The sequence below is a fragment of the Paraburkholderia sp. JHI869 genome (assembly GCF_038900775.1).
In the GTDB taxonomy this organism is placed as follows: Bacteria; Pseudomonadota; Gammaproteobacteria; order Burkholderiales; family Burkholderiaceae; genus Paraburkholderia.
Window position 1 is genome coordinate 621,175 of record NZ_JAYMSC010000002.1, and the last position, 22,551, is coordinate 643,725.

The window sequence follows — 22,551 nt, forward strand, 5'->3', positions numbered from 1 at the left end:
CGAAATCACGACGGTGGAGACAACGAAATGGCTTTGCATATCGACGACTTGCCCGCGGCTATCCGCCTGGCGAAGCAGGAACTGCGCAAGCACTTGCCGACCTACAAGACCGTGTTCGCCGAGGTCGAAGCCGCCATGCACGAAGAGGCGCATCGCATTGCCCAGCTTCGTGACCGGGGCGAGCCGGTCATTCCCGAAATCGCGTTCGCGGACATCGTCGGCAATCGGGTTAGCACGCAGCAAATCGCAAGCGTGAAGGCGCGCGGCGCCTGTGTCATCCGCAAGGTATTCGGCAGATCGCTGGTGGAACAGTGGGACAACGACATTGCGGACTATGTCGAGCGCAACGATCTCGACCGGAAGCTGCTCCATCGCGCCGAAGACAAATACTTCGGCCAGCTCGCTTCGAGCAAGCCGCAGATCTACGGCGTTTACTGGTCGAAGCCGCAAGTGCTGGCGCGCCAGTCGCCGGAGCTGACGCAGGCGCGCGTGTTCCTGAACCGGCTGTGGCGCACCGAGAGCGAAGGCCGCGTGCATTTCGACCCGAATCACGTGCCGGTGTACGCGGACCGCCTGCGCCGCCGCCCGCCTGGCTCCGAGTCGCTGGGTCTTTCCGCGCATTGCGATGGCGGTTCAGTCGAGCGCTGGATCGAAGCGAACTTCCGCAAGGTCTACCGTCATGTCTTCTCCGGGAACTGGCGCGACTACGACGCGTTCGACGCGGCTTGGCGCACCGAGGTCGAAGAGATTCCGTCACCTGCCGTCTGCTCGATGTTCCGCACGTTTCAGGGCTGGACGGCACTCACGCAGCAAGGCCCCGGCGACGGCACGCTGCAACTCGTGCCCATTGCGAACGCCATGGTCTACATCCTGCTGCGCGCGCTGCAGGACGACATTGCGGACGACGACCTGTGCGGCGCAATGCCGGGCCGCGCGCTGTCGATCAAGCCCGAATACCACGCGCCGCTTTTCCACGCGCTCTCGTCGATTCCGTTGATGCAGCCGGGCGACACCGTCTTCTGGCATAGCGACGTGATTCATGCGGTGGAAGATGCGCATCGCGGCAAGGGCTACAGCAACGTGATGTACATCGCTTCGGCGCCGTCCTGCGCCAAAAACGACGCGTACCTCGCGCGGCAACTGCCGAGCTTCCTCGAAGGCAAGAGTCCGCCAGATTTCCCGACTGATCATTTCGAAGTCGATTTCGTTGGGCGCGCAACGATCGATGACCTGTCGCCGCTCGGACGCGCGCAGATCGGGTTGAAGAGCTAGCACCGCAGCGGTGTCATTCGTCCTTGTCGAGCGCATTGCGCACCGCAACGGCAAGCTCATCGAAACGATAAGGCTTGCTAATGAGCGCGACTCCTTCGTCGAGCTTGCCGTCGTGGAAAATGACGTCGCGTGTGTAGCCAGACGCAAACAGGACTTCGGCGTAATAGGGCGGCCCGCTGGCAATGCGGGCCAGCTCGCTGCTTCTCACCGTGCCCGGCGTCACGACATCAGTGAACAGAAGATCGAAACGCTGGCCGCTCTGGATCAGCTTGAGCGCGTTCTCCCCGTCCTGCGCCGAAAGCACCTTGTAGCCGAGCTGGGCCAACATTTCGATCGCGGCAATGCGAACCTCGGCATCGTCCTCGACGACGAGAATGGTCTCGCCGCCGCGCTCCTGTCTCGCGACCGTCGGCTTGTACGCGTCGTATTCCGCTTCGAGGCTGCGCGGAAAATAGAGGTTGACCGTGGTGCCCTCGCCTTCCGTGCTTTCAATGAAGACGTGGCCCGAACTCTGCGCCACGAACCCGTGCACCATGCTCAAGCCCAGTCCCGTGCCCTGGCCCTCGGCCTTTGTGGTGAAGAACGGTTCGAACACGCGCGCCTTCACGTGGCCGGGCATGCCGCTGCCCGAGTCCGAAACGCTCAGGCGGACATATTCGCCCGCAGGCACGCCATCGCGGCGCGCCCCTTCGTCGTTGCCCGCGTCGATGTTGGCGAGACAAACGCCGATGCGTCCGGGGCCGTCTATCGCATCGCGCGAGTTGATGACCAGATTCAAGAGCGAGCTTTCCAGCTGACTGCGGTCCGCGCAGATGTTCCAGCTCTCTTCTGCGCGCTCGATGACGAGCTCGATCGTCTCCGGCAACGTGCGATGCAACATCTCGGCCATGCCTTCGGCCAGCCGGAAGGGATTGAGAACGGCCGGCGCGAGCGGTTGCCTGCGTGCAAAGGCCAGCAGTTGCGAGGCAAGCTTCGCGCCGCGCGACACCGCGTTGCTGACCGCCGCCACGCGCCGCTCGAGCGCCGCGTTGCCTTTCGTCGAAAGCTCGATCAGTTGCAGGTTGGCGGAAATGACCTGCAGGACATTGTTGAAATCGTGCGCCACGCCGCCCGTCAGACTGCCGATCGCCTCCAGCTTTTGCGCCTGGCGCAACCGCTCCTCCATCGCCACGCGCGCGCCCACTTCCTCGGCTATGCGCTGTTCCAGTGTCTGGGTCAGTTGCAGCAGCGCGTCCTCTGCCACCTTGCGCTGCTTTTCCGCCTTTATCTTCGCGGTCGTTTCGAACACGATGGCGAGCACGCCTGCCGGCCGCTCGTCGTCTTCGAAAACCGGGCTGTAGCTCAGGTCCATCCAGACGTCTTCGGCGTGGCCCTCGCGATACAGCACGAGCTGCTTGTCCTGAAAGGCCAGGGTCGCGCCGGCGAGACAGGTATCGACGACATTGCGGTTGAACGACGCTACCTCCGGCCAGCCGGTTTCGACCGGCTTGCCCAGCAGGAACGGATGCCGGCCGCCCGCGAAAAACGCGTAGGCGTCGTTGTAGACCATCGTGCCTTCATGGCCCCATAGCATGACGAGCGGAGAAGGCGAGGCGAGGAGCATGTTGATCGCGGCGACGAGGCTCGCCGACCACGTTTCGCGCGGGCCGAGCGCCGTGTCGCGCCAGTCGAATGCGGCGATGCGCTCCGCCATTTCACCCGGCCAGCGGGTCGAGGGGCGCTCGATCGGCGGTGGAACTTCCTTGTTCATGACGCGACTCTGCTCCGAGGAGACGCTGCTGGAAATCGGAACCACGATGTTCGTGGAGATTCGAGGCCGCCACGAGCGAGACAGGGTGCGCAATTATTGTTCCGGGTCCCGGCGGGACCCGTCAACGCAAAAACAGCGGGCAACCGGCGGCAACCCGGCCGCCGGTCAGACTGGCGTCACAGACAGTCCAGCAGGTCTTCGAACCGCACCGGTTTCATCAGACATTTGTCGAAGCCGGCTGCAGCGGCCTTGGCCACGATGTCCGGATCGATGTGTCCCGATAGCAGAACGTACCGGGTATTCGCGAGAGCGGGGTTGAGCCGAAGCTGGCCCACCAGTTCGCCGCCGCTCATGTCTGGCAGCTTCCAGTCCACGAAGGCAATCTCGGGAAGGAACGATGCGGCGACGAGCAAGGCCTCATGCCCATCTGCGGCGCATTGGGCGTCGTGACCATTGAACTCGACGAGCGCCGCGAGCGCATCCGCGACCTCTCGGTTGTCGTCGACTAGCAAGATTCGTTTCGGCATCGGGCGCGAAAAGCTGGCTGGAGCGGGGAGGCGATCGGCTCTGAGTGTACCCGGATTCCGCCAATGGCAACCGCCCGCGATCCCGCTCGCACGCCATATCTGGACGAATACATCGTCGTACTGATCAATTCACAGCGCGATTCGCATAACGGCAACGCCGCACGCCCATAACGCGTTGTTACCAAACTAGCATCACCGTTTCACCTGTGTCGTTGGGCCACACCTACACTCGGAACCGTGCTCATCAAGAACGCACGCAACGTGCGAAGGAGTCGCGATATGAAGAGGACGATTCTCGGCCTGGTCCTGGGCGCAGCGGCATTGGCGGCTTCGACCGCTGCATTGGCCCACACGGACGTGGCCGTGGGCGTTTACATGCCAGGCGCGACGTATTCGGCAACTCCTGTCCAGACCGACTGGAGAGGAGACGACGACTGGCGCGCGCGGCGCTGGCGGGAACACGAATGGCGCGAGCGCGAACGCCGTGAGCATGAATGGCGCGAACGGCAGTGGCGCGAACGCGAGTGGCACGACCGCGGGCGTTCGGACTACTACTGATCCCACTCAGCGCAGGGCGTCCAGCAGCACCTGAATCGGGTGACGCAACTGACGCCCTCGCAGGCGCTTGACCTGGCAGCGGCATGAGTAACCGGTGGCGAGCAGTTCTTCCTCCCCATGCGCCGCCGCAGCTGCCCCATCGACATGCCGCGCCCACGATTGCTCGAAGATCGATTCCGAAGTCTCGCGGTTGCGCGCCTCGTGGCCGTACGTGCCCGACATGCCGCAGCATCCGCTAGCCGGCGTCGCCAGCGCAAGGCCCGCTGCCGCGAATACGTCTTTCCACAAGCCCGTGGCGGCGCTCGCATTGGTGCGCTCAGTGCAATGCGGTAGCAGGCTGAACGAACCCGATGCGCGATGCTTAGTCTCTCGTGCGCGCAATGCACTGATCAACCACTCCTGCGGCAGCAGGACCTCCGGCGTCACCTCGATGCCATCCACCTTGCGGTACTCCTGGCGGTACACGAGCGTCATGGCCGGATCGATGCCAACGAGCGGCACGCCCGATCTGGCAAGCGCGGCCAGTTGCGCCGCATTGCGCCGCGCGGCGCGGCGAAACTGCGGCAGAAACCCCTGCACGTGCAGCGGCTTGCCGTTTGGCAGATAAGGCGCGACAAATACCTTGAAGCCAAGATGCGTGGCGAGTTCCAGAAATGCGGCAGCGACTGGCGTTTCGAAGTAGCGTGTGAACGCGTCCTGCACCACGATCACGCTGCGCTGACGCTCGGCTTCGCCAAGCGTTGCGAGCCGTTCGGGCGTAGCGATCTCCGCTCGCGACTTGCGCAGCACACCACGCCATGACACACGGCTCAACAACGGGCTATCGACAAGACCAAGGCCGCGCGCAAGCAAGGATCTGACGAGGCCGGCGCTCATCAACGCGTTGTATATGCGACTCGCGCCAGGCACCGCCGCTACGCTCGGCATCGTAAATTCAAGCGCGCCGATCAAATAGTCGCGCAACGGCCGCAAATAGCGCGTGTGATAAAGCTCGAGAAAGCGCGCGCGGAACTCGGGCACGCTCACCTTCACGGGGCACTGCCCCGCGCATGATTTGCACGAGAGGCAACCCGCCATGGCGTCATAGACCTCATGCGAGAAGTCCTGCTCGCCCTGGCGTTTGCGCACGCTATTGACGATGCGCACGGGCAACGCCGCGGCAACCGGCGCGGCGGTGAGATCCGCACCGGCATCCTGTTGCCGACGCAACCATTCACGCATGAGCGAAGCCCGGCCTTTGGGCGACTGCACGCGCTCGCGTGTGGCTTTCCACGACGGACACATGGCGTCGTTCGGATCGAAGTTGTAGCAGGCGCCGTTGCCGTTGCAGTGAACGGCGTCGGCGTTGGCCTGCCAGACGCGCTCGTCGATGCGCCGGTCCAGCTCGCCGCGCAGCGTCGTCGCGTCGATTCTCAGCAGCGCCGCGCTCGCGCCCGCCGGTGTCGCGATCTTGCCGGGATTGAGCTGATTGTGCGGATCGAATGCCGCCTTGAGCCGCTGGAGCGCCGGATACAAAGGCCCGAAATACTCCGGCACGTACTCGGAGCGCACGCCCTTGCCATGCTCGCCCCACAGGAGGCCGCCATACTTCATCGTCAATGCCGCCACAGCATCCGAAATGGGCCGCACGAGCGCGGCGTCGTCGGGATTGCGCATGTCGAGCGCGGGGCGCACGTGGAGCACGCCCGCATCGACGTGGCCGAACATGCCGTAGCGCAGGCCGAAACCATCGAGCAGCGCGCGAAACTCCGCAATATAGTCGGGCAGATTTTCGGGGGGCACGGCGGTGTCTTCCACGAAAGGCTGCGGCCGGCTCGGGCCGCGCGCGTTGCCCAGCAGGCCCACCGCGCGCTTGCGCATCGCATAGACGCGATTGATCGCGGCCTCGCCATCGGCAATCGTATGGCCCAGGCGCTTTACGCTTTTGTCCTCGCCAAGGTGCTCGACGAACGCCGCCACGCGCGCGCGCAATCCGTCCTCGTCGTCGCCGCTGAATTCGACCATGTTGATGCCGCTCGCACCGCCTTCGACGCCTTCGTCGTCGGGGAAATACTCAGCCACGCTTTGCCAGACGATATCCTCGCGCGCCAGCCGCAGCACGGTGGAATCCACTGTTTCGATCGAGAGCGGACGGTGGGCCATCAACGCGCGCGCGTCGCGCAGGGCATCCATGAACCCCTCATAGCGGATATTGACGAGCACGGCGTGCTTCGGCACCGGCAGCACATTCAGCGTCGCCTCGACAATGAAGCCGAGCGTGCCTTCCGAGCCGCACAGCACGCTATTGATGTCGAAGCGCCCTTCGCCGTCACGCAGATGCGCGAGGTCGTAGCCCGTCAAGCAGCGGTTCAGTTCGGGAAAGCGCTCGCGTATCAGGCCCGCTTCGCGCTCGCTGATATCGCGCGCGGTGCGCAACACCTCGCCGACCTTGTCCTCGCGCGCGCAGAGCGCCGTGAGCGCGGCATGGTCGACTGGCGCGCCAGACAACCGCTCGCCGCCGACCAGGACCGTTTCCAGCGCGAGCACGTGGTCGCGCGTTTTCCCGTAGGTGCAACTGCCCTGCCCGCTCGCATCCGTGCTGATCATGCCGCCGATGGTCGCGCGGTTCGACGTCGACAGCTCCGGCGCAAAAAAGAGTCCGTGCCGCTTCAGTTCCGCATTGAGCTGATCCTTGACGACACCGGCCTCCACTCTCGCCGTGCGCGCGACGGGATCGATTTCGAGGATCCGGTTCATATGCCTCGACATGTCGACCACGATGCCTTCGGTCAGCGACTGCCCGTTCGTGCCCGTGCCGCCGCCGCGCGCCGCGACCGCCACGCCGCGAAACGCCTCGCGCCCGAGCAGGCCCGCCATGCGTTCGACGTCTTTCGCATGGCGCGGAAACACCACCGCTTGCGCATAGCTCTGGTAGATCGAGTTGTCCGTCGCCAGCACCGTGCGCGTGGCGTGCGTCGCATCCACCTCGCCTTCGAAACCCGACGCCTCCAATTCATGCAAGAATTGACGGATCAGCGGCTTGCTGAATTCGCCGATGGTAAGCCGGGCAATGGTCATGTCGCTCTCGATCGAAGTCTCGCATAGGGCGTTATACAGCCCCTTATGGCAACGCATTGTCGCGTGCGGACCGGCGGCCGGCAAACGTATATTCGTTGGGTTGATCATGAGGTTTATGAATGAATTACCGCAAGCTCACGCCTTCCATGTCACTGCTGCTCGCGTTCGAAGCGTCGGCGCGGCATGAGAGCTTCACGCGTGCTGCCGAGGAGTTGTCGCTCACACAAAGCGCCGTGAGCCGCCAGGTTCAGGCGCTCGAAGCGATGCTCGACCTTGCGCTTTTCACCCGCGAAGGCAAGCGCATCATCCCGACCGACATCGGCCGCGCCTATATGGCCGAGATCTCCCACGCGCTCACGCTGATCCGCAGCGCGACGCTGCAGGCCCTCACGTCCAACGCGCCGAAAACGCAATTGCGCGTTGCGACCCTGCCGACGTTCGGCGCCAAGTGGCTGTTGCCGCGCCTGCAGCGCTTCTATCAGGCGCACCCCGATTTGCAGATCGATCTCGACTCGCGCATCGAGGCCGCGGACTTCTCGACCCAGGACCTCGACGCCGCAATAGTGGTGGGCGACGGCCGATGGCCGGGTGTGACAGCGCACAGGCTCTACGCGGAAGAGTTGGTGCTGGTCGGCAACCCTGCCGCGTTGCCGTTCGCGCGAAAATCAAGGCGAAGGGCCGCCACGCCAACCATCGAAGCCCTCGAAGGCCTCACGCTGCTGCGCGTTCGCAGCTTTCCCGACGCATGGCGCGAATGGTGCGCGCACTTCGGTTTGCCCCACGACGCGCTGCGGCCGGGCCCGAGTTTCGAACTGACCTCGCATTTGATCCAGGCGGTCGTGGCCGGTATCGGCGTGGGGCTCGTGCCGCGCATGCTGGTGGAAGACGAGTTGAAGGAGAGCCGGCTTCTCAGCCCGTTTGAAGCCGTGCCAAGCTCGCGCTCGTATTACCTGGTCTACCCGGAACGCGCTCAGCACCACCCCGTGCTGGTTGCGTTTCGCGACTGGCTGCTGGAGGAGCTTACCGGACAGCAGTGATTGCAAGGTTGCATCCGCAAGGGGCTGCGGAATGAAAATTGCTGCACAGCCATCCTCCTGATCACAATCGCACCGATAAGAAAAACAGATGGCTTATTTAGCGTTTCGCAAAGCCTGAATACCAGCGTCGCCCTCCATAATTCCGTATGAATAATCACAACGGAGGAGACAGTGAGGCTGTTGCGCAAGCTGTACATCCAGGTGCTGATTGCTATCGCGCTGGCCATTGCGTTCGGCCTGCTCGCGCCGCACGAGGCCGTGAAAATGAAACCGCTGGGCGAGAGCTTCATTGCGCTGCTAAAGATGATGCTCGGCCCCATCATCTTCTGCACCGTCGTGCATGGCGTTGGGCACATCAAGGACTTCAAGCGCCTTGGCCGGCTCGGTGTGAAGACACTGCTCTATTTCGAAGTGGTCAGCACGCTCGCCATGCTGACGGGCTTTACGGTCGTCAATATCGTGCGCCCTGGCGACGGGCTCCATGCGCACTCGCTGAGCGCGAGCGCCGGCGCCGCAGAGGCGATCAAGGCGGGCACGAGCGGCGACTTCTCGTTCACGCACTTTCTCACCTCCATCATTCCGCATACGCTCGTTTCGGCGTTCGTCAGCGGCGACATTCTTCCCGTGCTGTTCGTTTCGCTGCTCGCAGGCTTCGCGCTCGCCACCTGCGCGAAGCCGGACTGGGTCGTATTCCGCCTGATCGAAGAAGCGCAAACCGTCGTTTTCAAAATGCTCGGATTCATCATGCGGCTCTCGCCGCTGGGCGCATTCGGCGCCATGGCCGCGGCCGTGGGCAGCTACGGCGGCGTCACGCTGCTTTTCCTGCTGCGCTATGTGCTCACCTATTACGCGAGCACATTGTGCTTCGTGTTCATCGTGCTCGGCGTCGTGGCGGGGCTGGCCGGATTTTCGATCTTCCGGATCCTTTCGCTCATCAAGGAAGAAGCCATTCTCGCGATGGGTACGGCCGCGAGCGAAGTCGCGTTTCCACGCCTTGTCAGCAAGCTCGAACAGGCGGGCTGCGACGAGGTCGTGGTGGGCTTCGTGCTGCCAGCGGGCTATAGCTTCAATATCGATGGCGCGTGCCTCTATATGGCCTGCGGCGTCGGCTTCATCGCGCAAGCGACCGATACGCCTTTGAGCCTCTCGCAACAACTCGCCCTGCTCGCGGTCATGATGCTCACTTCCAAGGGCGGTGCGGGCGCGGCGGGCGGCGCACTCGTCAAGCTCGCGGCTACGATCCAGACCTCGCGCGCGCTGCCGCTCGCGGGCGTGGGCTTGCTGTTCGGCATCGACCGCGTGCTCGCCATTGCGACTTCCACGACCAATGTGATCGGCAATTCGGTGGCCGTGCTCGTCCTGTCGAAATGGGAGAAGATGTTCGACAAGAACAAGTTCGAGGCCCATATGCACCGGCGTCTCACGGCCCATACGGAGTCGCCCCCAGTTCAGGCGAGCGAACCGCGCGTGTAAACCTGCAAGGTTTGTCTTTTCATTAACGTCTTCGAGAGAGTGTCAGGCATGGAACAGCAAGACCAACGGCCAGTAACACGCGTTGCGATGATCGGCTTCGGCGAAGTGGGGCCTATTTTTGCGCATGCATTGGCCCAAGCCGGGCTGCACGTTTCGACTTTCGACATCAAGCTGCAAGAGAGCCCCACGCGCGAGACGATCATCCAACGGGCTAGCGAAAGCGGTGCACACGTAGCCGACGATCTCGCCTCTGCGTTAAAGGGCGCGCAACTCGTGTTCTCCGCCGTCACGGCGAGCCAGGCCGAAGCTGTGGCGAGCGCGTGCGCTGCGCATCTGGTGACGGGGCAGACGTTTATCGACTTGAATTCCGTCTCGCCCGCCGTCAAGCAGCGCAACAGCCTGGCGGTGGAGCGCAATGGCGCGGATTATGTGGAGGCAGCGGTAATGGCGCCAGTGCCCCCGCAAGGCATCCGCGTGCCGATGCTGCTGGGCGGACGCGCAGCCGAGCGCACCGCCGACGTGCTCAACGCGCTCGGCATGCGCGCGCAATGCGTGGCCGCCGAAGTGGGACTCGCTTCCGCCATCAAGTTGTGCCGCAGCATCATGATCAAAGGCATGGAAGCGATGTGCGTGCAATCGATGCTCGCCGCGAAGCAGTTCGGCGTGGACGACCGCGTGCTAGCTTCGCTTGCGGCGAGCTTCCCGGGCATGGGTTGGGACACAGGCTATGAGTCGTACCTGATTGGCCGCGTGGTGGAGCACGGCCAGCGGCGCTCCGAAGAAATGCGCGAGGCGGCAGCGATGCTCGACGGACTCGGCATGTCGAGCGAGCTGGCGAACGCGATTGCGAATGTTCAGCAGGAACTGGCCGAGCGCGCTGCGCCGCTCGTCGAGGCGCTCGACGAAAAGGGCAGACTGCCGCAATGGCGCACGCTGCTCAAGCCTGCTTAATGTGATTGACGGCTAGCCACCGCCGGCACACCGGCCACCAGCGCCGCACCGCTCACCACCAGCAGCGCCGCGAGCAGATATAGCGCGTTATCCATGCTGCCCGTATGCGTCTTGATGAGCCCGATCGCCCACGGGCTCACAATGCCGCTCGTAATGCCGATACTGCTGATGAGCGCGATCCCCGCCGCCGCCGCCTTGCCCGAGAGATACGCCGAAGGCACCGCCCAGAAGATCGGCAATGCGGCGAAGATCAGCACTGCTGCGATCGAAAGAATCGCCATCATCGCCGCGAAGCTCGCAAGATGCAGCGTGAGCAGCGCCAACGCAATGCCGCCGCCTACCGTGCATGCCGCGAAGTGCCAGCGCCGTTCGCCACGCCGGTCCGAGCGGCGCGCGATCCACATGAGGCCCACGGCGCCCACCGCATTCGGAATGACCGTGTAGAGGCTGATCGCCAGCACGTCATGCACACCGAAATCGCGAATCATGAGCGGCATCCAGAAGTTCAGCGTGAGCGACGCGCAGGTCAGCGAAAAGTAAATGAACGCGAACAGGTACACGCGCGGGTTGCGTAGCGCAGCGCCGAACGAACGTGTGGAATGCGCGTGATCGCCTTCGCCGTCGCGTTGTGCGAGCAGGTGAGCCTTTTCCGCATCGGTCAGCCACCGCGCCTTCTCGGGGCCGTCTACGAGCCAGAACGCCGCCATGAGGCCGAGCAGCACGGCGGGCAGCCCTTCGATCACGAACATCCAGCGCCAGCCGGTGAGGCCCGCCACTCCCGCCATGTCGCGCATGATCCAGCCGGAGATGAGGCCGCCCAGCACGCCCGCGACCGCCACGCCCGCAAAGAAGATCGAGAACACAGCGGCGCGGCGGCGCGCAGGATACCAGTACGTGAGATAGAGCACGATGCCCGGAAAGAAGCCCGCCTCGAACACGCCCAGCAGGAAGCGCAGCGCATAGAACTGCGTGGGGCTCGACACGAACATCATGCTGGTCGAGGCAATGCCCCACAGCAGCATGATGCGCATGAACGTGCGGCGCGCGCCAAAACGCGCGAGCAGCATGTTGCTCGGCACTTCGCACAACACATAGCCCACGTAGAACACGGCGGCGCCGAGCCCGTACATCGCGTCGCTGAAACCCAGATCGTGCTTCATCTGCAATTGTGCGAAGCCGATGTTGATGCGGTCGAGGAACGACACGACGTAGCAAACGAACAGGAACGGAATGACGCGCGCCGACACCTTGCGATAGAGCGCGTCGTCTTGCTGCGAGGGGTTCTGCGCGGACGTAGCGAACGCGCGCGCGGCTTCGGACCGGCGGTCCGGGGCAATCGATTGGGGCATCTGCCTGTCTCCAAACATGACTCCGGTTCACCCAGGCAAGCCTCGGCAGACCGTTGATGCGCGGCGTCTTGCGCGCCTTGCGCGGCTCGCCCGGACGCGTGCAGTTCGCACGTCTCCAGGCAGTGAGCCGATCATAGGTGGGGCAGGTTTAATTTGTCAATGACGAATCGTTTCGTTTTACGCTAATGCGGGTTTGTCCGGGTTTGTCTTCAGGCAAGCCTGTCGATGGCGTCGTGGCTCGCGGTTTCGTCATATAAAAGCTTTGCCATCGGCGAATCCAGCGCACGCAAAAAAAACGGCGCACCGTGAGGTGCGCCGCATCGTTGCCGCAAGTGCTTTCGTTTTTTAGTGCTTCAGGAAGTCGAGCACCATGCGGTTGAACGCTTCCGCATGCTCCCATTGCGCCCAGTGTCCGCAACGGTTGAACACGTGCAATTGCGCGTTCTGCATACCGGCCAGCAGGCGCAGGCCGATATCCATCGGCACGAAGCGGTCGTCGCGGCCCCAGATCACAAGCGTGGGCGCGGCGATCTCGCCAAGGCGCGGGCCGTAGTCGCTGAACTGCTTCGGAAACGCGGCCAGGCTCTTCACAAAATTTTCCAGGTGGTCGCGGCGCGCAAGCATATTGTCGAGGCGCGTTTGCATCAACTCGTCGGTGAGCGCGCTCGCGTCGTACACGAACACGTTCATCATGCGCTTGAGGTTTTCGATGGTCGGATCGCGATAGAGACCTTGCAGCAGCTTGATGCCTTCGGTCGGCATCGGCATGAAGCTGCTCGGGCCGCCGGTGCCGCCGCCCATCAGCACGAGCTTGCCCACGCGTTGCGGGTTCGCCAGTGCGAACGCGACGGCGCTATGACCGCCCATCGAATTGCCGAGAATATGCACGCGCTCGATGTCGAGCACGTCGAGCAGGCCCTTGAGCACGCGGCCGTTCAGATCGGAGCGCGAGCTCGTGCAGACGACAGGGTCGCTCTTGCTCCAGCCTGGGCAGTCCATCAGGATCACGCGGTAGCCGGCCGCGACGAGCGGTTCGACGTTGCGGTTGAAGTTGGCCCAGCCGCTCGCGCCCGGACCCGAGCCGTGCAGCATCACGACGGTTTCGGCGCCAGCGCCTGCGTCGTTGTAGTGAATCTGGAACTCGATCTCGCCGTCCTTCACGCGGGCGAACTTGCTCGTCGAGGCTTCGGTGATTGCTTGTGCCGTATTAGTCACGATGACCATCCTTTAAAACGTAGTAACCCATGCCGGAGAAGGCGTGTGCCTTCTCCCCTTCAATTTCATGCGCCTTGCGCGCCCATTGCGCTTCGCTGCCTGAATGCACCCACCACGCTGAGCGCGCCAAGCGCCGCGACGACGACGAGCGGAATGCTCGAGCCCACCAGCATCGACGGGCTCTGGCCGAGCGCGAACAACTGGCCCGCCACGAGGGGCCCGAGGATCGAACCCAGACGTCCCACGGCCACTGCCGCGCCCACACCGGTGCCGCGCACTTCCGTGGGGTACGCATGGCCTGCGAGTGCGTAGAGCACCGACTGGCCGCCCACGATGAAGAAGCCGCACAGCAATCCACCCACGGCCGTCGAGCCTGCACCGCCCGCGCCTGCGAGCACGGTGAGCGCCACGACGATGCCGATGTACATGCCGATCACCGTGCCGCGACGGCCGAAGCGGTCCATGATCGTTGCGATCGCAACAGCACCGATGCCGCCGCCAATGTTGAACATCATCAGCACTAGGTTCGACTGCACGCGCGAAAGGCCGCGTGCAAGCACCATCGAGGGCAACCAGTTCATCAGGAAGTACAGCACGATCAGCGTGCCAAGGTAGCTGATCCACAGCGCGATCGTGGTGCGCGCGCGGCCCTCTTGCCAGAGCGCTTGCGCCACGCTCGGCGCGCCTTCCTTCGCGATCTTCGAAGCCTGCGCAGCCACGAATTGCTGCGACTCGCGCAGGAACACGCCAAGCAGCGGCACCATCACGATCGGACCGACACCGCCGACGTAGAACACGTGGCGCCAGCTTGCATCGCCGGTGCCGAGCATGCCGATCACGGCGGCGATCGCCGCGCCGAACGGCATGCCGCAGTACATCGCGCCCACCGCCGTGCTGCGCTGCTGCGGACCCGCCGCCTCCGAGCACAGCGCGATCAGGTTCGGCATGGCCGCACCGAGGCCGAGACCCGTGAGCAGACGCGCAACCAGCAGGCTTTCGAAATTCCACACCATGGTCGTGGCAAGCGAGAACAGCCCGAACAGCGTCACCGACCACATGAGCACACGCTTGCGGCCAAAGCGGTCGGCGAGCCGCCCGCCCAGCGCCGCGCCGGGCAGCAGGCCAATAGCGCCCGCGCTGAACGCCCAGCCCATTTGCGCCACGGCGAGATGAAATTCCTTCGCTATTCGCGGCCCCGCTACGCCCGCCGATTGCAGGTCCAGCCCTTCGAGCAGCGCAATCGCCAGACACAGGGCGATGGTTGCCTTGCTGCTCGTTCCACTTGCGCTAGCACTACCGTTTCGCGACGTCATTAAAAGTCTCCATATGTATAGGCGAGCCGCTCTTACCGGCGGCGATATGCGGCAACGCCGCGCATCGCACAAAGGCGACGCGCGGCGCGCTTGATCAGGACTGCAATGCTTCCTGGCGCTTTTTCAGATCGAGCGCCACGTCCACGATCATGTCTTCCTGGCCACCCACCATCCGGCGCTTGCCGAGTTCGACGAGAATGTCCACCGTCTTCAGGTCGTACTTCCGTGCGGCCACTTCCGAATGGCGCAGGAAGCTCGAATACACGCCCGCATAACCGAGCGCAAGCGTTTCGCGGTCCACGCGAACCGGACGGTCCTGCAGCGGGCGCACGATGTCGTCGGCGGCGTCCATCAGCGTGTAGAGGTCCGTGCCGTGGTTCCAGCCCATGCGTTCCGCCGCGCCGATGAACACTTCGAGCGGCGCGTTGCCCGCACCGGCGCCCATGCCCGCCAGCGATGCATCGATGCGGTCGCAACCTTCTTCTACTGCGACGATCGAGTTCGCCACGCCAAGCGACAGGTTGTGGTGTGCATGCATGCCCGTTTGCGTTTCGGGCTTGAGCACCTGTTTGACCGCGCGGAAGCGGTCGCGCACGTCGTTCATCGTGAGCGCGCCGCCCGAATCGACCACGTAAATGCAGGTCGCGCCGTAGCTTTCCATCTTCTTCGCTTCGACGGCGAGGTTTTCCGGCGTGGTCATGTGGCTCATCATCAGGAAGCCCACGGTGTCCATGCCCAGTTCGCGCGCGTATTCGATGTGCTGCTTCGAAATATCGGCTTCCGTGCAGTGCGTTGCCACGCGCACGATGCGCGCGCCCGCGTTGTACGCGGCCTTCAGGTCGTGAATCGTGCCGATGCCGGGCAGCAGCAGCGTGGCGATCTGAGCGTGCGTGACCACGTCGGCCACGGCTTCGATCCATTCGAGGTCGCTGTGCGCACCGAAGCCGTAGTTGAAGCTCGAACCTTGCAGGCCGTCGCCATGTGCGACTTCGATGCTGTCCACCTTCGCCTTGTCCAGCGCGCGGGCGATGTCCTGCACGTTCTGGATCGAGTACTGGTGGCGGATGGCGTGGCTGCCGTCGCGCAGCGTCACGTCGGAAATGTAGAGTTTCTTGCTCATCGCGTCAGGCTCCTTGCATGTTCACGAGCGTCTGCGCCATGCGTTCGGCGGTGGCGAGCGCGGCGGAAGTCATGATGTCGAGATTGCCTGCATAAGCAGGCAGATAATGCGCGGCGCCTTCCACTTCGAGAAACACCGAGGTCTTCAGGCCGCTGAACTTGCCAAGGCCCGGAATGTTGAGCGGCGCGTTCGCGGGAATCTCGTCGAACTGCACCTTCTGCTTCAGGCGATAGCCAGGCACATAGGCGTGCACCTTCGCGGCCATCTCCTCGATGGACTGCTCGACTTTCTCGCGATCTGCCAGTTCGGAGAGCGTATAAACCGTGTCGCGCATCATGACCGGCGGTTCCGCCGGATTCAGCACGATGATGGCCTTGCCCTTCGCGGCGCCACCCACGACTTCAATAGCCTTCGACGTCGTTTCGGTGAATTCGTCGATGTTGGCCCGCGTGCCGGGGCCCGCCGACTTGCTGCTGATCGACGCGACGATCTCTGCGTAATGCACCTTCGCGACGCGCGACACAGCGGCGACCATCGGAATCGTGGCCTGCCCGCCGCACGTCACCATGTTGACGTTGAGCGCTTCAATATGCGCGTCGATGTTCACGACGGGCACGCAGTACGGTCCGATTGCGGCGGGCGTGAGGTCGATCACGCGGATCGACGGCTTGAGCGCGCGCAGCAGCGCGTCGTTCTTCACGTGCGCGCCAGCGGAGGTCGCATCGAACACGAAGTCGATCTCGTCGAATACGGGCAGTCGCGTGAGGCCAGCCACACCTTCGTGCGTGGTCGCGACGCCCAGGCGCGCGGCGCGCGCGAGACCGTCGGAGTTCGGGTCGATGCCGACCATCGCCGCCATCTCCAGATGCTTGCTGTGGCGCATGATCTTGATCATCAGATCCGTGCCGATGTTGCCGGAGCCGATGATCGCGGCCTTGAGTTTTTCGGAAGCCATATGAATTCCTGTATCAGGCGGAGAAAGTCGCGCGAACGCTGCCGAGGCCTTCGATCTGCGCGGTGTACGTGCCGGGTTCCTTCACGGCGACCATGGGCCCGAGCGCACCCGTGAGCACCACATCGCCCGCACGCAGCGGCGTGCCGAGGTGAACCATGCGGTCTGCGAGCCACACCGCGGCGTTGAGTGGGTTGCCAAGGCATGCGGCGCCGTTGCCGCGCGAGAGCACTTCACCGTCGCGCGAAAGTTCCATCGCGCAAGCGGTCAAGTCGATCTGCGAGAGCGGCACGGGGCGGCTCCCCACGACGAAGCGCGCGCTCGAGGCGTTGTCGGCCACCGTATCGACGAAGCGGATATCCCAGTTCTGGATGCGGCTGTCGACCACTTCGATCGCGGCCAGTGCATACGCGCTGGCGCGCAGGATATCGACGAAGGTGTGCTTTTCGAACGTGAGGTCGTGCTCCAGCACGAGTGCGATTTCAGCTTCCACCTTCGGCTGGATCAGTTGCGAAAGCGGAATCGCTTCGGCATCGCCGTAAGCCATCGAAGCGAACAGCGCGCCGAAGTCGGGCTGATCGACACCCAGTTGCTTTTGCACCGCAAGCGACGTGAGACCGATCTTGCGGCCCACGATGCGCTCGCCGGTCGCCACGCGCAGATCGACGTTGGCTTGCTGAATTGCATAAGCGGTGGCGATGTCGTCTAACGCGATCTCACCGCGCACCGGCTCGATCACGTTGCGCGAGGCTTCGGCTTCGTGCAGGCGCGCGGCCAGCGCCGCGACGAGTTTCGGATCTGTCATGTTGATTCTCCGGAGTCCGTACTGATCTATCACGCCGCGTCGGGCATGGCGTGCATGGTGGCAAAGCCCGCGATCCACTCGGGAATCTCGCGGTAGTAATCGAGTGATGCGCGATACGGTCCATAAGCGGCCAACGCGCCGAACGCCGCGACCCACGTGCGGATTTCATGGGCCGACTTGCCGCCGTCGCGCGTGATCGCGGCGTTCGTCATGCCATCCACGGCAGTCAATTCGCCCGATTCGAGGCGCGCGAGAAACGCGCGGTCCCATTCGGGATTGAGCGGATGCAAGGGGCTGTCGCCCGCCGTGAACGACTTCGCCGCGGCCACGGTGCGCGCCTGGCGCGCGGCGCGCGAATCCGCCGACGGGTTGCGGCCCGCGATCAGGCGTTCGGCCACTTCCGGCGTCGCGCCGAACAGTTCCGGCACCGGCGGCTCGTGCGAAATACCGCCCGAGCCCACCACGAGCACACGCTTATCGCTGCGCGAAAAGAAGCGGCCAATCGCGTCGCCGAGCAGGCGCGCACGGCGCAGCGTCGCCATGGGCGGCGCAACGGAGTTGATGAACACCGGAATCACCGGGTAGCGATCGAGGCCGCCGGTGAGTACTTCCAGCGCCTGCGCGCAGCCGTGATCGACCTGCATACGGTACGAAAGCGCCGCGTCGATATCGGCGTCGAGCACGCTTTCGGCGAGCTTGTGCGCGAGCGCTTCGGGCACCGGCAACGTACCGGCCATGCTCTTGAAGTCGCCAATCGCCTGGGCACGCGCGCCAATGCAGAACGGCGGCATCACGTCATAGAAGAAGCCGTTGAAGTGATCGGGTGCGAACGCAACGATCAGGTCGGGGTTGAACGCTTCCACGCGTTCGCGCGCGGCGCGGCCTGCCCGTTCGACCTCCGCCACTACTTCCGGCGCGGGGTCGAAATAGCCATGCAACGGCGTATGCGACAGACATTCGAGGTGAATCGGCATGCTCATGCTCCTGCTGTGCGCGCAACGGCCACGCCGCGCACGGGACGGTTTTGCGGGGCAGCGGCGCTCGCCTCGCGCAAAGCGGATTCGGCGATGCCGAGCTTGCTCGCGAGTTCGACGATCGAGTCCGATACTTCTTGCGGCGTGCACACGCCAGCGACGAAGCGGTCCGGGCGCAGCAGCACGACAGATTCGGGCAGTCGGCTGAACCACTCCTTCAGGCGGCCCTGCACGTCGCCGAGCGCGAGTACGCCCTCGGGCACGTCGTCGCAGTATTCGAGTTGCACGTCCGGCTTCGCGAAGATGAAGCGCGCGCCAAGGCGCTCCCACAACGCACGCGCTTGCGGCGTGAGGCCGAAGGTCGGGTCCGCGCCCCAGGCGAGCACCGCGAAGCCGTTGCCGATCGCGTCGTCGAGGCGCACCACGCGACCATCGGCCAGGCGCACGCACGGCTGGATGAACATGCGGCCCACGGGCGAGGCGGCGAGCGGATCGCGGCCATAGGCGAGACGGCCGATCAGCGAATCGCGCTTCTGGCTCATCAAGCCGAGCAAACGGCCCGGCGCCGAGTTGCCCGAGCGCTCCAGCAGGCCTGCGAGCCAGCCACCCGTTTTCTGTGGCGGAGGCAGCAGCACGACGCCCGCTTCATAGCGCGGCATCGGCTTGAAACGCATTTCCACGAAGTAACGCTTAACCGATGGGAACACGTTCATGTAGCGCACGAACGTGTCGCGAAAGCGCGCACCGAATCGCGTGGTGGGCGCGAAAATATCGCCCGCGACTTCGGAGAGGTGAATCATCGAGCGCGCATGCGCGCGGCGCTCCACGGTATAGCTGTCGAGCAGACGGCCATCGGCCTGGCCCTTCGCGACCATCGCGAGCTTCCAGCCCAGGTTGTTCGCGTCGCGAATGCCGCTGTTATAGCCCTGGCCCTGCCATACAGGCATGATGTGCGCGGCGTCGCCGGCGAGCAGCACGCGGTCCACGCGAAACGTTTCGGCGAGGCGCGCGTTGTGCGTATACACGCGCTTGCGGATGTAGTCGACCTTGTCGGGGTCGGCCACCACCTTGCGGATCAGCGCGGCCATGTTCTCGGGCTTCGAGAGTTCCTCTTCCGTCTCGCCCGGCATCACCATGAATTCGAAACGGCGAATGCCGTGCGGCAGCGCAGCCGAAACATACGGGCGCTGATGATCGCAATGCATGTAGATGTGCGGCGAGCCGATGGGGTCGTTGCGCACGTCCACGACGATCCATTGATTCGGCTTCGTGCGGCCTTCGAAGGGCACGTTCAGCGCGCGGCGCACGAAACTGTTGCCGCCGTCCGCGCCCACCAGGTACGCTGCGCGGATCAGGCGGCGCTCGCCATTCGCATCGCTCACATCGATCGTCACGCCCTGCGCGTCTTGCTCGAACGCGTTGACAGCGTGGCCGAACAACACCTCCACATGCTCGAAGCGCGCGAGCCCTTCGTACAGCACGCGGTCTGCGAGCGGCTGAATGAACGCGTTGCGGCGCGGCCAGCCGAACTCGTCGGTGCGCGGCTCGATCGAAGCGAAGACATGGCCGTCTTTCGTGACGAAGCGCATCCAGTGGTCAGGCGTGGTGTGCGGCAGCAGCGCGTCGGCGAGACCGATCGACTGGAACACGCGCAATGCTTCGTCGTCCAAACCAATTGCACGCGGGTAGTCGATGATCTGGTCGAGCTTTTCGACGAGCGTGACACGCACGCCTTGCAGGCCGAGAATGTTGGCGATCATGAGGCCGACCGGACCCGCGCCGATGATGGCGACGTCGGTGACAATCTGGCGAGGGCGGACGGTATCCGCCGCCTGGGCGAGGGGGGTGTTCATGTGTCTCCTTCTCGCGCGGCTTATGGGGCCGCTGCGGATGCTGACAGGGGGTGCCTGAAAACGGATCACCCGGTTGGACGCTTTGTCACAGTCCGGTGAATGAAAGCGAGTCTAGGTTCCGCCCGATGCTCGCTCAACATTTTTAGAGAAATGTGCATAGAATGCACACAATTGATTCTTAAGGCATTTTTCTATGACGAAGTATGCAAACGTGCGGGGGCTGGCGCGCGGCCTGCAGGTGCTCCAGGCGCTCAACGCCATGGAGAACGGGCGCGCCACGAGCCAGCAACTGAGCGAGGCAACGGGCCTGCACCGCACGACGGTGAGACGCCTGCTGGAAACCCTGGTGGAGGAGAAGTTCGTGCGCCGCAGCGCGTCTGACGACAGCTTTCGTCTGACGATGAACGTGCGGGGCCTGAGCGAAGGCTTCACCGACGACGAGCTGATCGCGACCATCGCGCCGCCGATCATGGCGCAAATGCTTCAGCGCACGGTGTGGCCATCGGACCTCACGACGCCCGATGGCGACTCCATGGTGATTCGCGAGACCACGCACCGCTTCAGCCCGCTTTCGTTTCACCGTGCGATGGTGGGCCGCCGCCTGCCGATTCTGCTCACGGCGGCGGGCCGCGTGTACTTCGCGATGTGCCCCGAGGCGGAGCGCGAGGACATTCTGGAACTGTTGCGCGCGGGTGCGGGCGGGGAGCAGCAGCAGAAACTCGCCAGCGACCAGGCTTATATCCGCAATCTCGTGCGCCAGACCCGCGCGGACGGCTTCGGCTCGAACCACGGCGACTGGTCGGATCAACGCAAGATCGGTGCGCTCGCAACGGCGATCGAGGCACACGGGCGCGTAATCGCGAGCCTGAACGTGATCTACCTGGAGCAGGCCATCAATCCGGCGGAGGCCGTGCGCCGCTTCGTGCCCGAGTTGCAGCGCGCCGCACGGGAAATGGTGACGGCGTTGGAGGCGCAAGAGGAAAACACGAATCCTTAAGGCTCGTTTCACCCGATTCGAGAAAAGCGCTTGCAAGCGCGCACGAGTGTCTCTATAATTCGCGCCTCGACAGGCTCGTAGCTCAGTTGGTTAGAGCACCACCTTGACATGGTGGGGGTCGTTGGTTCGAATCCAATCGAGCCTACCAACGAACAAAGCAGAACGAACAAGCAGTAAAGAAGCTGTACCTTGCAGCAACATTGCGAATGACGCATTCCCTCGCGGGTCTGCGTCATTTTCTTTTGGTGCATGCTAATTACGCAGACATCTATGCATTGCGCGCCGACGCGCACTTAGCTTCGCAGAAATCGTCAGTTCTTCTCGCAGCACAAGGCTGCTTGAATGGGCGCTCCACGTCCAGCCGAGGAGACTTTCGATGTCCGACGTTCAAACGCAGCGCCCTGCCGTTTCCGCTTCGTCCACGCATCTGCACGCCACGCCGGAGCAACACGCCGATACCGCACTCGACCTCCATCAAGTCGCGGGCCGCATCGGCGCGCGCATCGACGGCGTGCGTCTTCACGCCAATCTCGACAGCGCCACGTTCAACGCCATCAACGCCGCCCTGCTGCGCCACAAAGTGCTCTTCTTCCGCGGCCAGCAGCATCTCGACGACGCCTCGCAGGAAGCCTTCGCGCGGCGCTTCGGCGTGACGGTCGCGCATCCCACGGTGCCCTCGGTGGAAGGCGGCAGCCTGCTGGAACTCGATTCGCAGCACGGCGCGCGCGCCAACTCGTGGCACACCGACGTCACCTTCGTCGACGCCTACCCGAAAGTCTCGATCCTGCGCGCCGTGGTGATTCCGCCATTTGGCGGCGACACGGTGTGGGCCAACACGGCAGCCGCGTATGCGCATCTGCCCGAGCCGCTGCGCGCGCTCGCCGACACGCTTTGGGCGCTGCACACCAACGCCTACGACTACGCGTCCACACACGCGAACGCCGACAGCTCGCAACTCAAGCGCTACCGCGAAGTCTTCACGTCGAAGCTCTACGAAACCGAACACCCCGTGGTGCGCGTACACCCTGAAACGGGCGAACGCACGCTCGTGCTCGGCCACTTCGTGCAGCGGCTCAAGGGGCTTTCGTCGTTCGATTCGGCGCATCTGCTGCAGGTATTCCACGAGCATGTGACGCGGCTCGAAAACACGGTGCGCTGGAGCTGGCAGGAAGGCGACGTCGCGATCTGGGACAACCGCGCCACGCAGCACTACGCGATCAACGACTACGGCGACGCGCGCCGCATCGTGCGCCGCGCGACCGTGCGCGGCGAGGTGCCAGTGAGTATCGACGGACGCACGAGCGTGGTCGTGCGCGAGGAAGGCGCGACGCTGCAATAAGCGCAGGCC

General features: G+C 64.0%; 18 protein-coding genes and 1 tRNA gene. 8 read left to right on the forward strand and 11 right to left on the reverse strand.

Annotated elements, in window-relative coordinates; all coding sequences use genetic code 11:
* Positions 1-27: 27 nt before the first annotated feature.
* Positions 28-1,272, forward strand: a complete 1,245-nt coding sequence (locus VSR72_RS06030; RefSeq protein ID WP_342951480.1) for a DUF1479 domain-containing protein — start codon at positions 28-30, stop codon at positions 1,270-1,272.
* Between the two features lie 13 nt (positions 1,273-1,285).
* On the opposite strand, the gene VSR72_RS06035 is transcribed toward VSR72_RS06030, so the two are convergent.
* On the reverse strand, positions 1,286-3,022 hold the full coding sequence (locus VSR72_RS06035) for an ATP-binding protein (RefSeq protein WP_342951481.1): 1,737 nt from the start codon (positions 3,020-3,022) through the stop codon (positions 1,286-1,288).
* 176 nt (positions 3,023-3,198) lie between these two features.
* Positions 3,199-3,534, reverse strand: a complete 336-nt coding sequence (locus tag VSR72_RS06040) for a response regulator (RefSeq protein ID WP_342951482.1) — start codon at positions 3,532-3,534, stop codon at positions 3,199-3,201.
* A 294-nt stretch (positions 3,535-3,828) separates the two neighbouring features.
* Here VSR72_RS06040 and VSR72_RS06045 point away from each other — a divergent pair, with 294 nt between their 5' ends.
* Positions 3,829-4,107, forward strand: a complete 279-nt coding sequence (locus VSR72_RS06045) for a hypothetical protein (RefSeq protein ID WP_342951483.1) — start codon at positions 3,829-3,831, stop codon at positions 4,105-4,107.
* Positions 4,108-4,113: 6 nt separating this feature from the next.
* Here VSR72_RS06045 and VSR72_RS06050 read toward each other — a convergent pair whose 3' ends face one another.
* The gene (locus VSR72_RS06050; protein ID WP_342951484.1) at positions 4,114-7,164 is read right to left on the reverse strand and encodes an FAD-binding and (Fe-S)-binding domain-containing protein; all 3,051 of its coding nucleotides are present in this window, start codon (positions 7,162-7,164) and stop codon (positions 4,114-4,116) included.
* Between the two features lie 119 nt (positions 7,165-7,283).
* On the opposite strand from VSR72_RS06050, the gene VSR72_RS06055 reads away from it, so the two are divergent.
* From VSR72_RS06055 to VSR72_RS06065, 3 genes are all read left to right on the forward strand, one after another.
* Positions 7,284-8,201 (forward strand): LysR substrate-binding domain-containing protein, encoded by a 918-nt coding sequence (locus tag VSR72_RS06055; protein WP_342951485.1) that lies wholly within the window; start codon positions 7,284-7,286, stop codon positions 8,199-8,201.
* A gap of 171 nt (positions 8,202-8,372) precedes the next feature.
* Positions 8,373-9,674, forward strand: a complete 1,302-nt coding sequence (locus tag VSR72_RS06060; protein WP_342951486.1) for a cation:dicarboxylase symporter family transporter — start codon at positions 8,373-8,375, stop codon at positions 9,672-9,674.
* Between the two features lie 48 nt (positions 9,675-9,722).
* Positions 9,723-10,625, forward strand: coding sequence for a DUF1932 domain-containing protein (locus VSR72_RS06065; protein WP_342951487.1), 903 nt, complete (start codon positions 9,723-9,725; stop codon positions 10,623-10,625).
* On the opposite strand, the gene VSR72_RS06070 is transcribed toward VSR72_RS06065, so the two are convergent.
* From VSR72_RS06070 to VSR72_RS06105, 8 genes are all read right to left on the reverse strand, one after another.
* Entirely contained in the window at positions 10,622-11,974 is a 1,353-nt protein-coding gene (locus tag VSR72_RS06070; protein WP_342951488.1) for an MFS transporter, read from the reverse strand. The genes VSR72_RS06065 and VSR72_RS06070 overlap by 4 nt on opposite strands.
* A 345-nt stretch (positions 11,975-12,319) precedes the next feature.
* A complete protein-coding gene (locus tag VSR72_RS06075) occupies positions 12,320-13,189 on the reverse strand; it encodes an alpha/beta fold hydrolase (RefSeq protein WP_342951489.1) in 870 nt (289 codons plus the stop codon).
* 65 nt (positions 13,190-13,254) lie between these two features.
* Positions 13,255-14,502, reverse strand: coding sequence for a 3-(3-hydroxy-phenyl)propionate transporter MhpT (gene mhpT / locus VSR72_RS06080; protein ID WP_342951490.1), 1,248 nt, complete (start codon positions 14,500-14,502; stop codon positions 13,255-13,257).
* A 94-nt stretch (positions 14,503-14,596) separates the two neighbouring features.
* The gene (gene dmpG, locus VSR72_RS06085) at positions 14,597-15,622 is read right to left on the reverse strand and encodes a 4-hydroxy-2-oxovalerate aldolase (protein ID WP_342951491.1); all 1,026 of its coding nucleotides are present in this window, start codon (positions 15,620-15,622) and stop codon (positions 14,597-14,599) included.
* A gap of 4 nt (positions 15,623-15,626) precedes the next feature.
* A complete protein-coding gene (locus tag VSR72_RS06090) occupies positions 15,627-16,577 on the reverse strand; it encodes an acetaldehyde dehydrogenase (acetylating) (RefSeq protein ID WP_342951492.1) in 951 nt (316 codons plus the stop codon).
* A 13-nt stretch (positions 16,578-16,590) separates the two neighbouring features.
* Positions 16,591-17,379, reverse strand: a complete 789-nt coding sequence (gene mhpD, locus VSR72_RS06095; protein WP_342951493.1) for a 2-keto-4-pentenoate hydratase — start codon at positions 17,377-17,379, stop codon at positions 16,591-16,593.
* Between the two features lie 29 nt (positions 17,380-17,408).
* A complete protein-coding gene (locus VSR72_RS06100) occupies positions 17,409-18,353 on the reverse strand; it encodes a 3-carboxyethylcatechol 2,3-dioxygenase (protein ID WP_342951494.1) in 945 nt (314 codons plus the stop codon).
* 2 nt (positions 18,354-18,355) lie between these two features.
* Entirely contained in the window at positions 18,356-20,206 is a 1,851-nt protein-coding gene (locus VSR72_RS06105; protein WP_342951495.1) for a bifunctional 3-(3-hydroxy-phenyl)propionate/3-hydroxycinnamic acid hydroxylase, read from the reverse strand.
* Between the two features lie 193 nt (positions 20,207-20,399).
* Here VSR72_RS06105 and VSR72_RS06110 point away from each other — a divergent pair, with 193 nt between their 5' ends.
* The 3 genes from VSR72_RS06110 (at position 20,400) to VSR72_RS06120 (ending at position 22,542) form a co-directional block, all read left to right on the forward strand.
* A complete protein-coding gene (locus tag VSR72_RS06110) occupies positions 20,400-21,203 on the forward strand; it encodes a DNA-binding transcriptional regulator (RefSeq protein ID WP_342951496.1) in 804 nt (267 codons plus the stop codon).
* 71 nt (positions 21,204-21,274) lie between these two features.
* Positions 21,275-21,351, forward strand: a tRNA-Val gene (locus VSR72_RS06115).
* 228 nt (positions 21,352-21,579) lie between these two features.
* The gene (locus VSR72_RS06120; protein WP_342951497.1) at positions 21,580-22,542 is read left to right on the forward strand and encodes a TauD/TfdA family dioxygenase; all 963 of its coding nucleotides are present in this window, start codon (positions 21,580-21,582) and stop codon (positions 22,540-22,542) included.
* Positions 22,543-22,551: the final 9 nt, after the last annotated feature.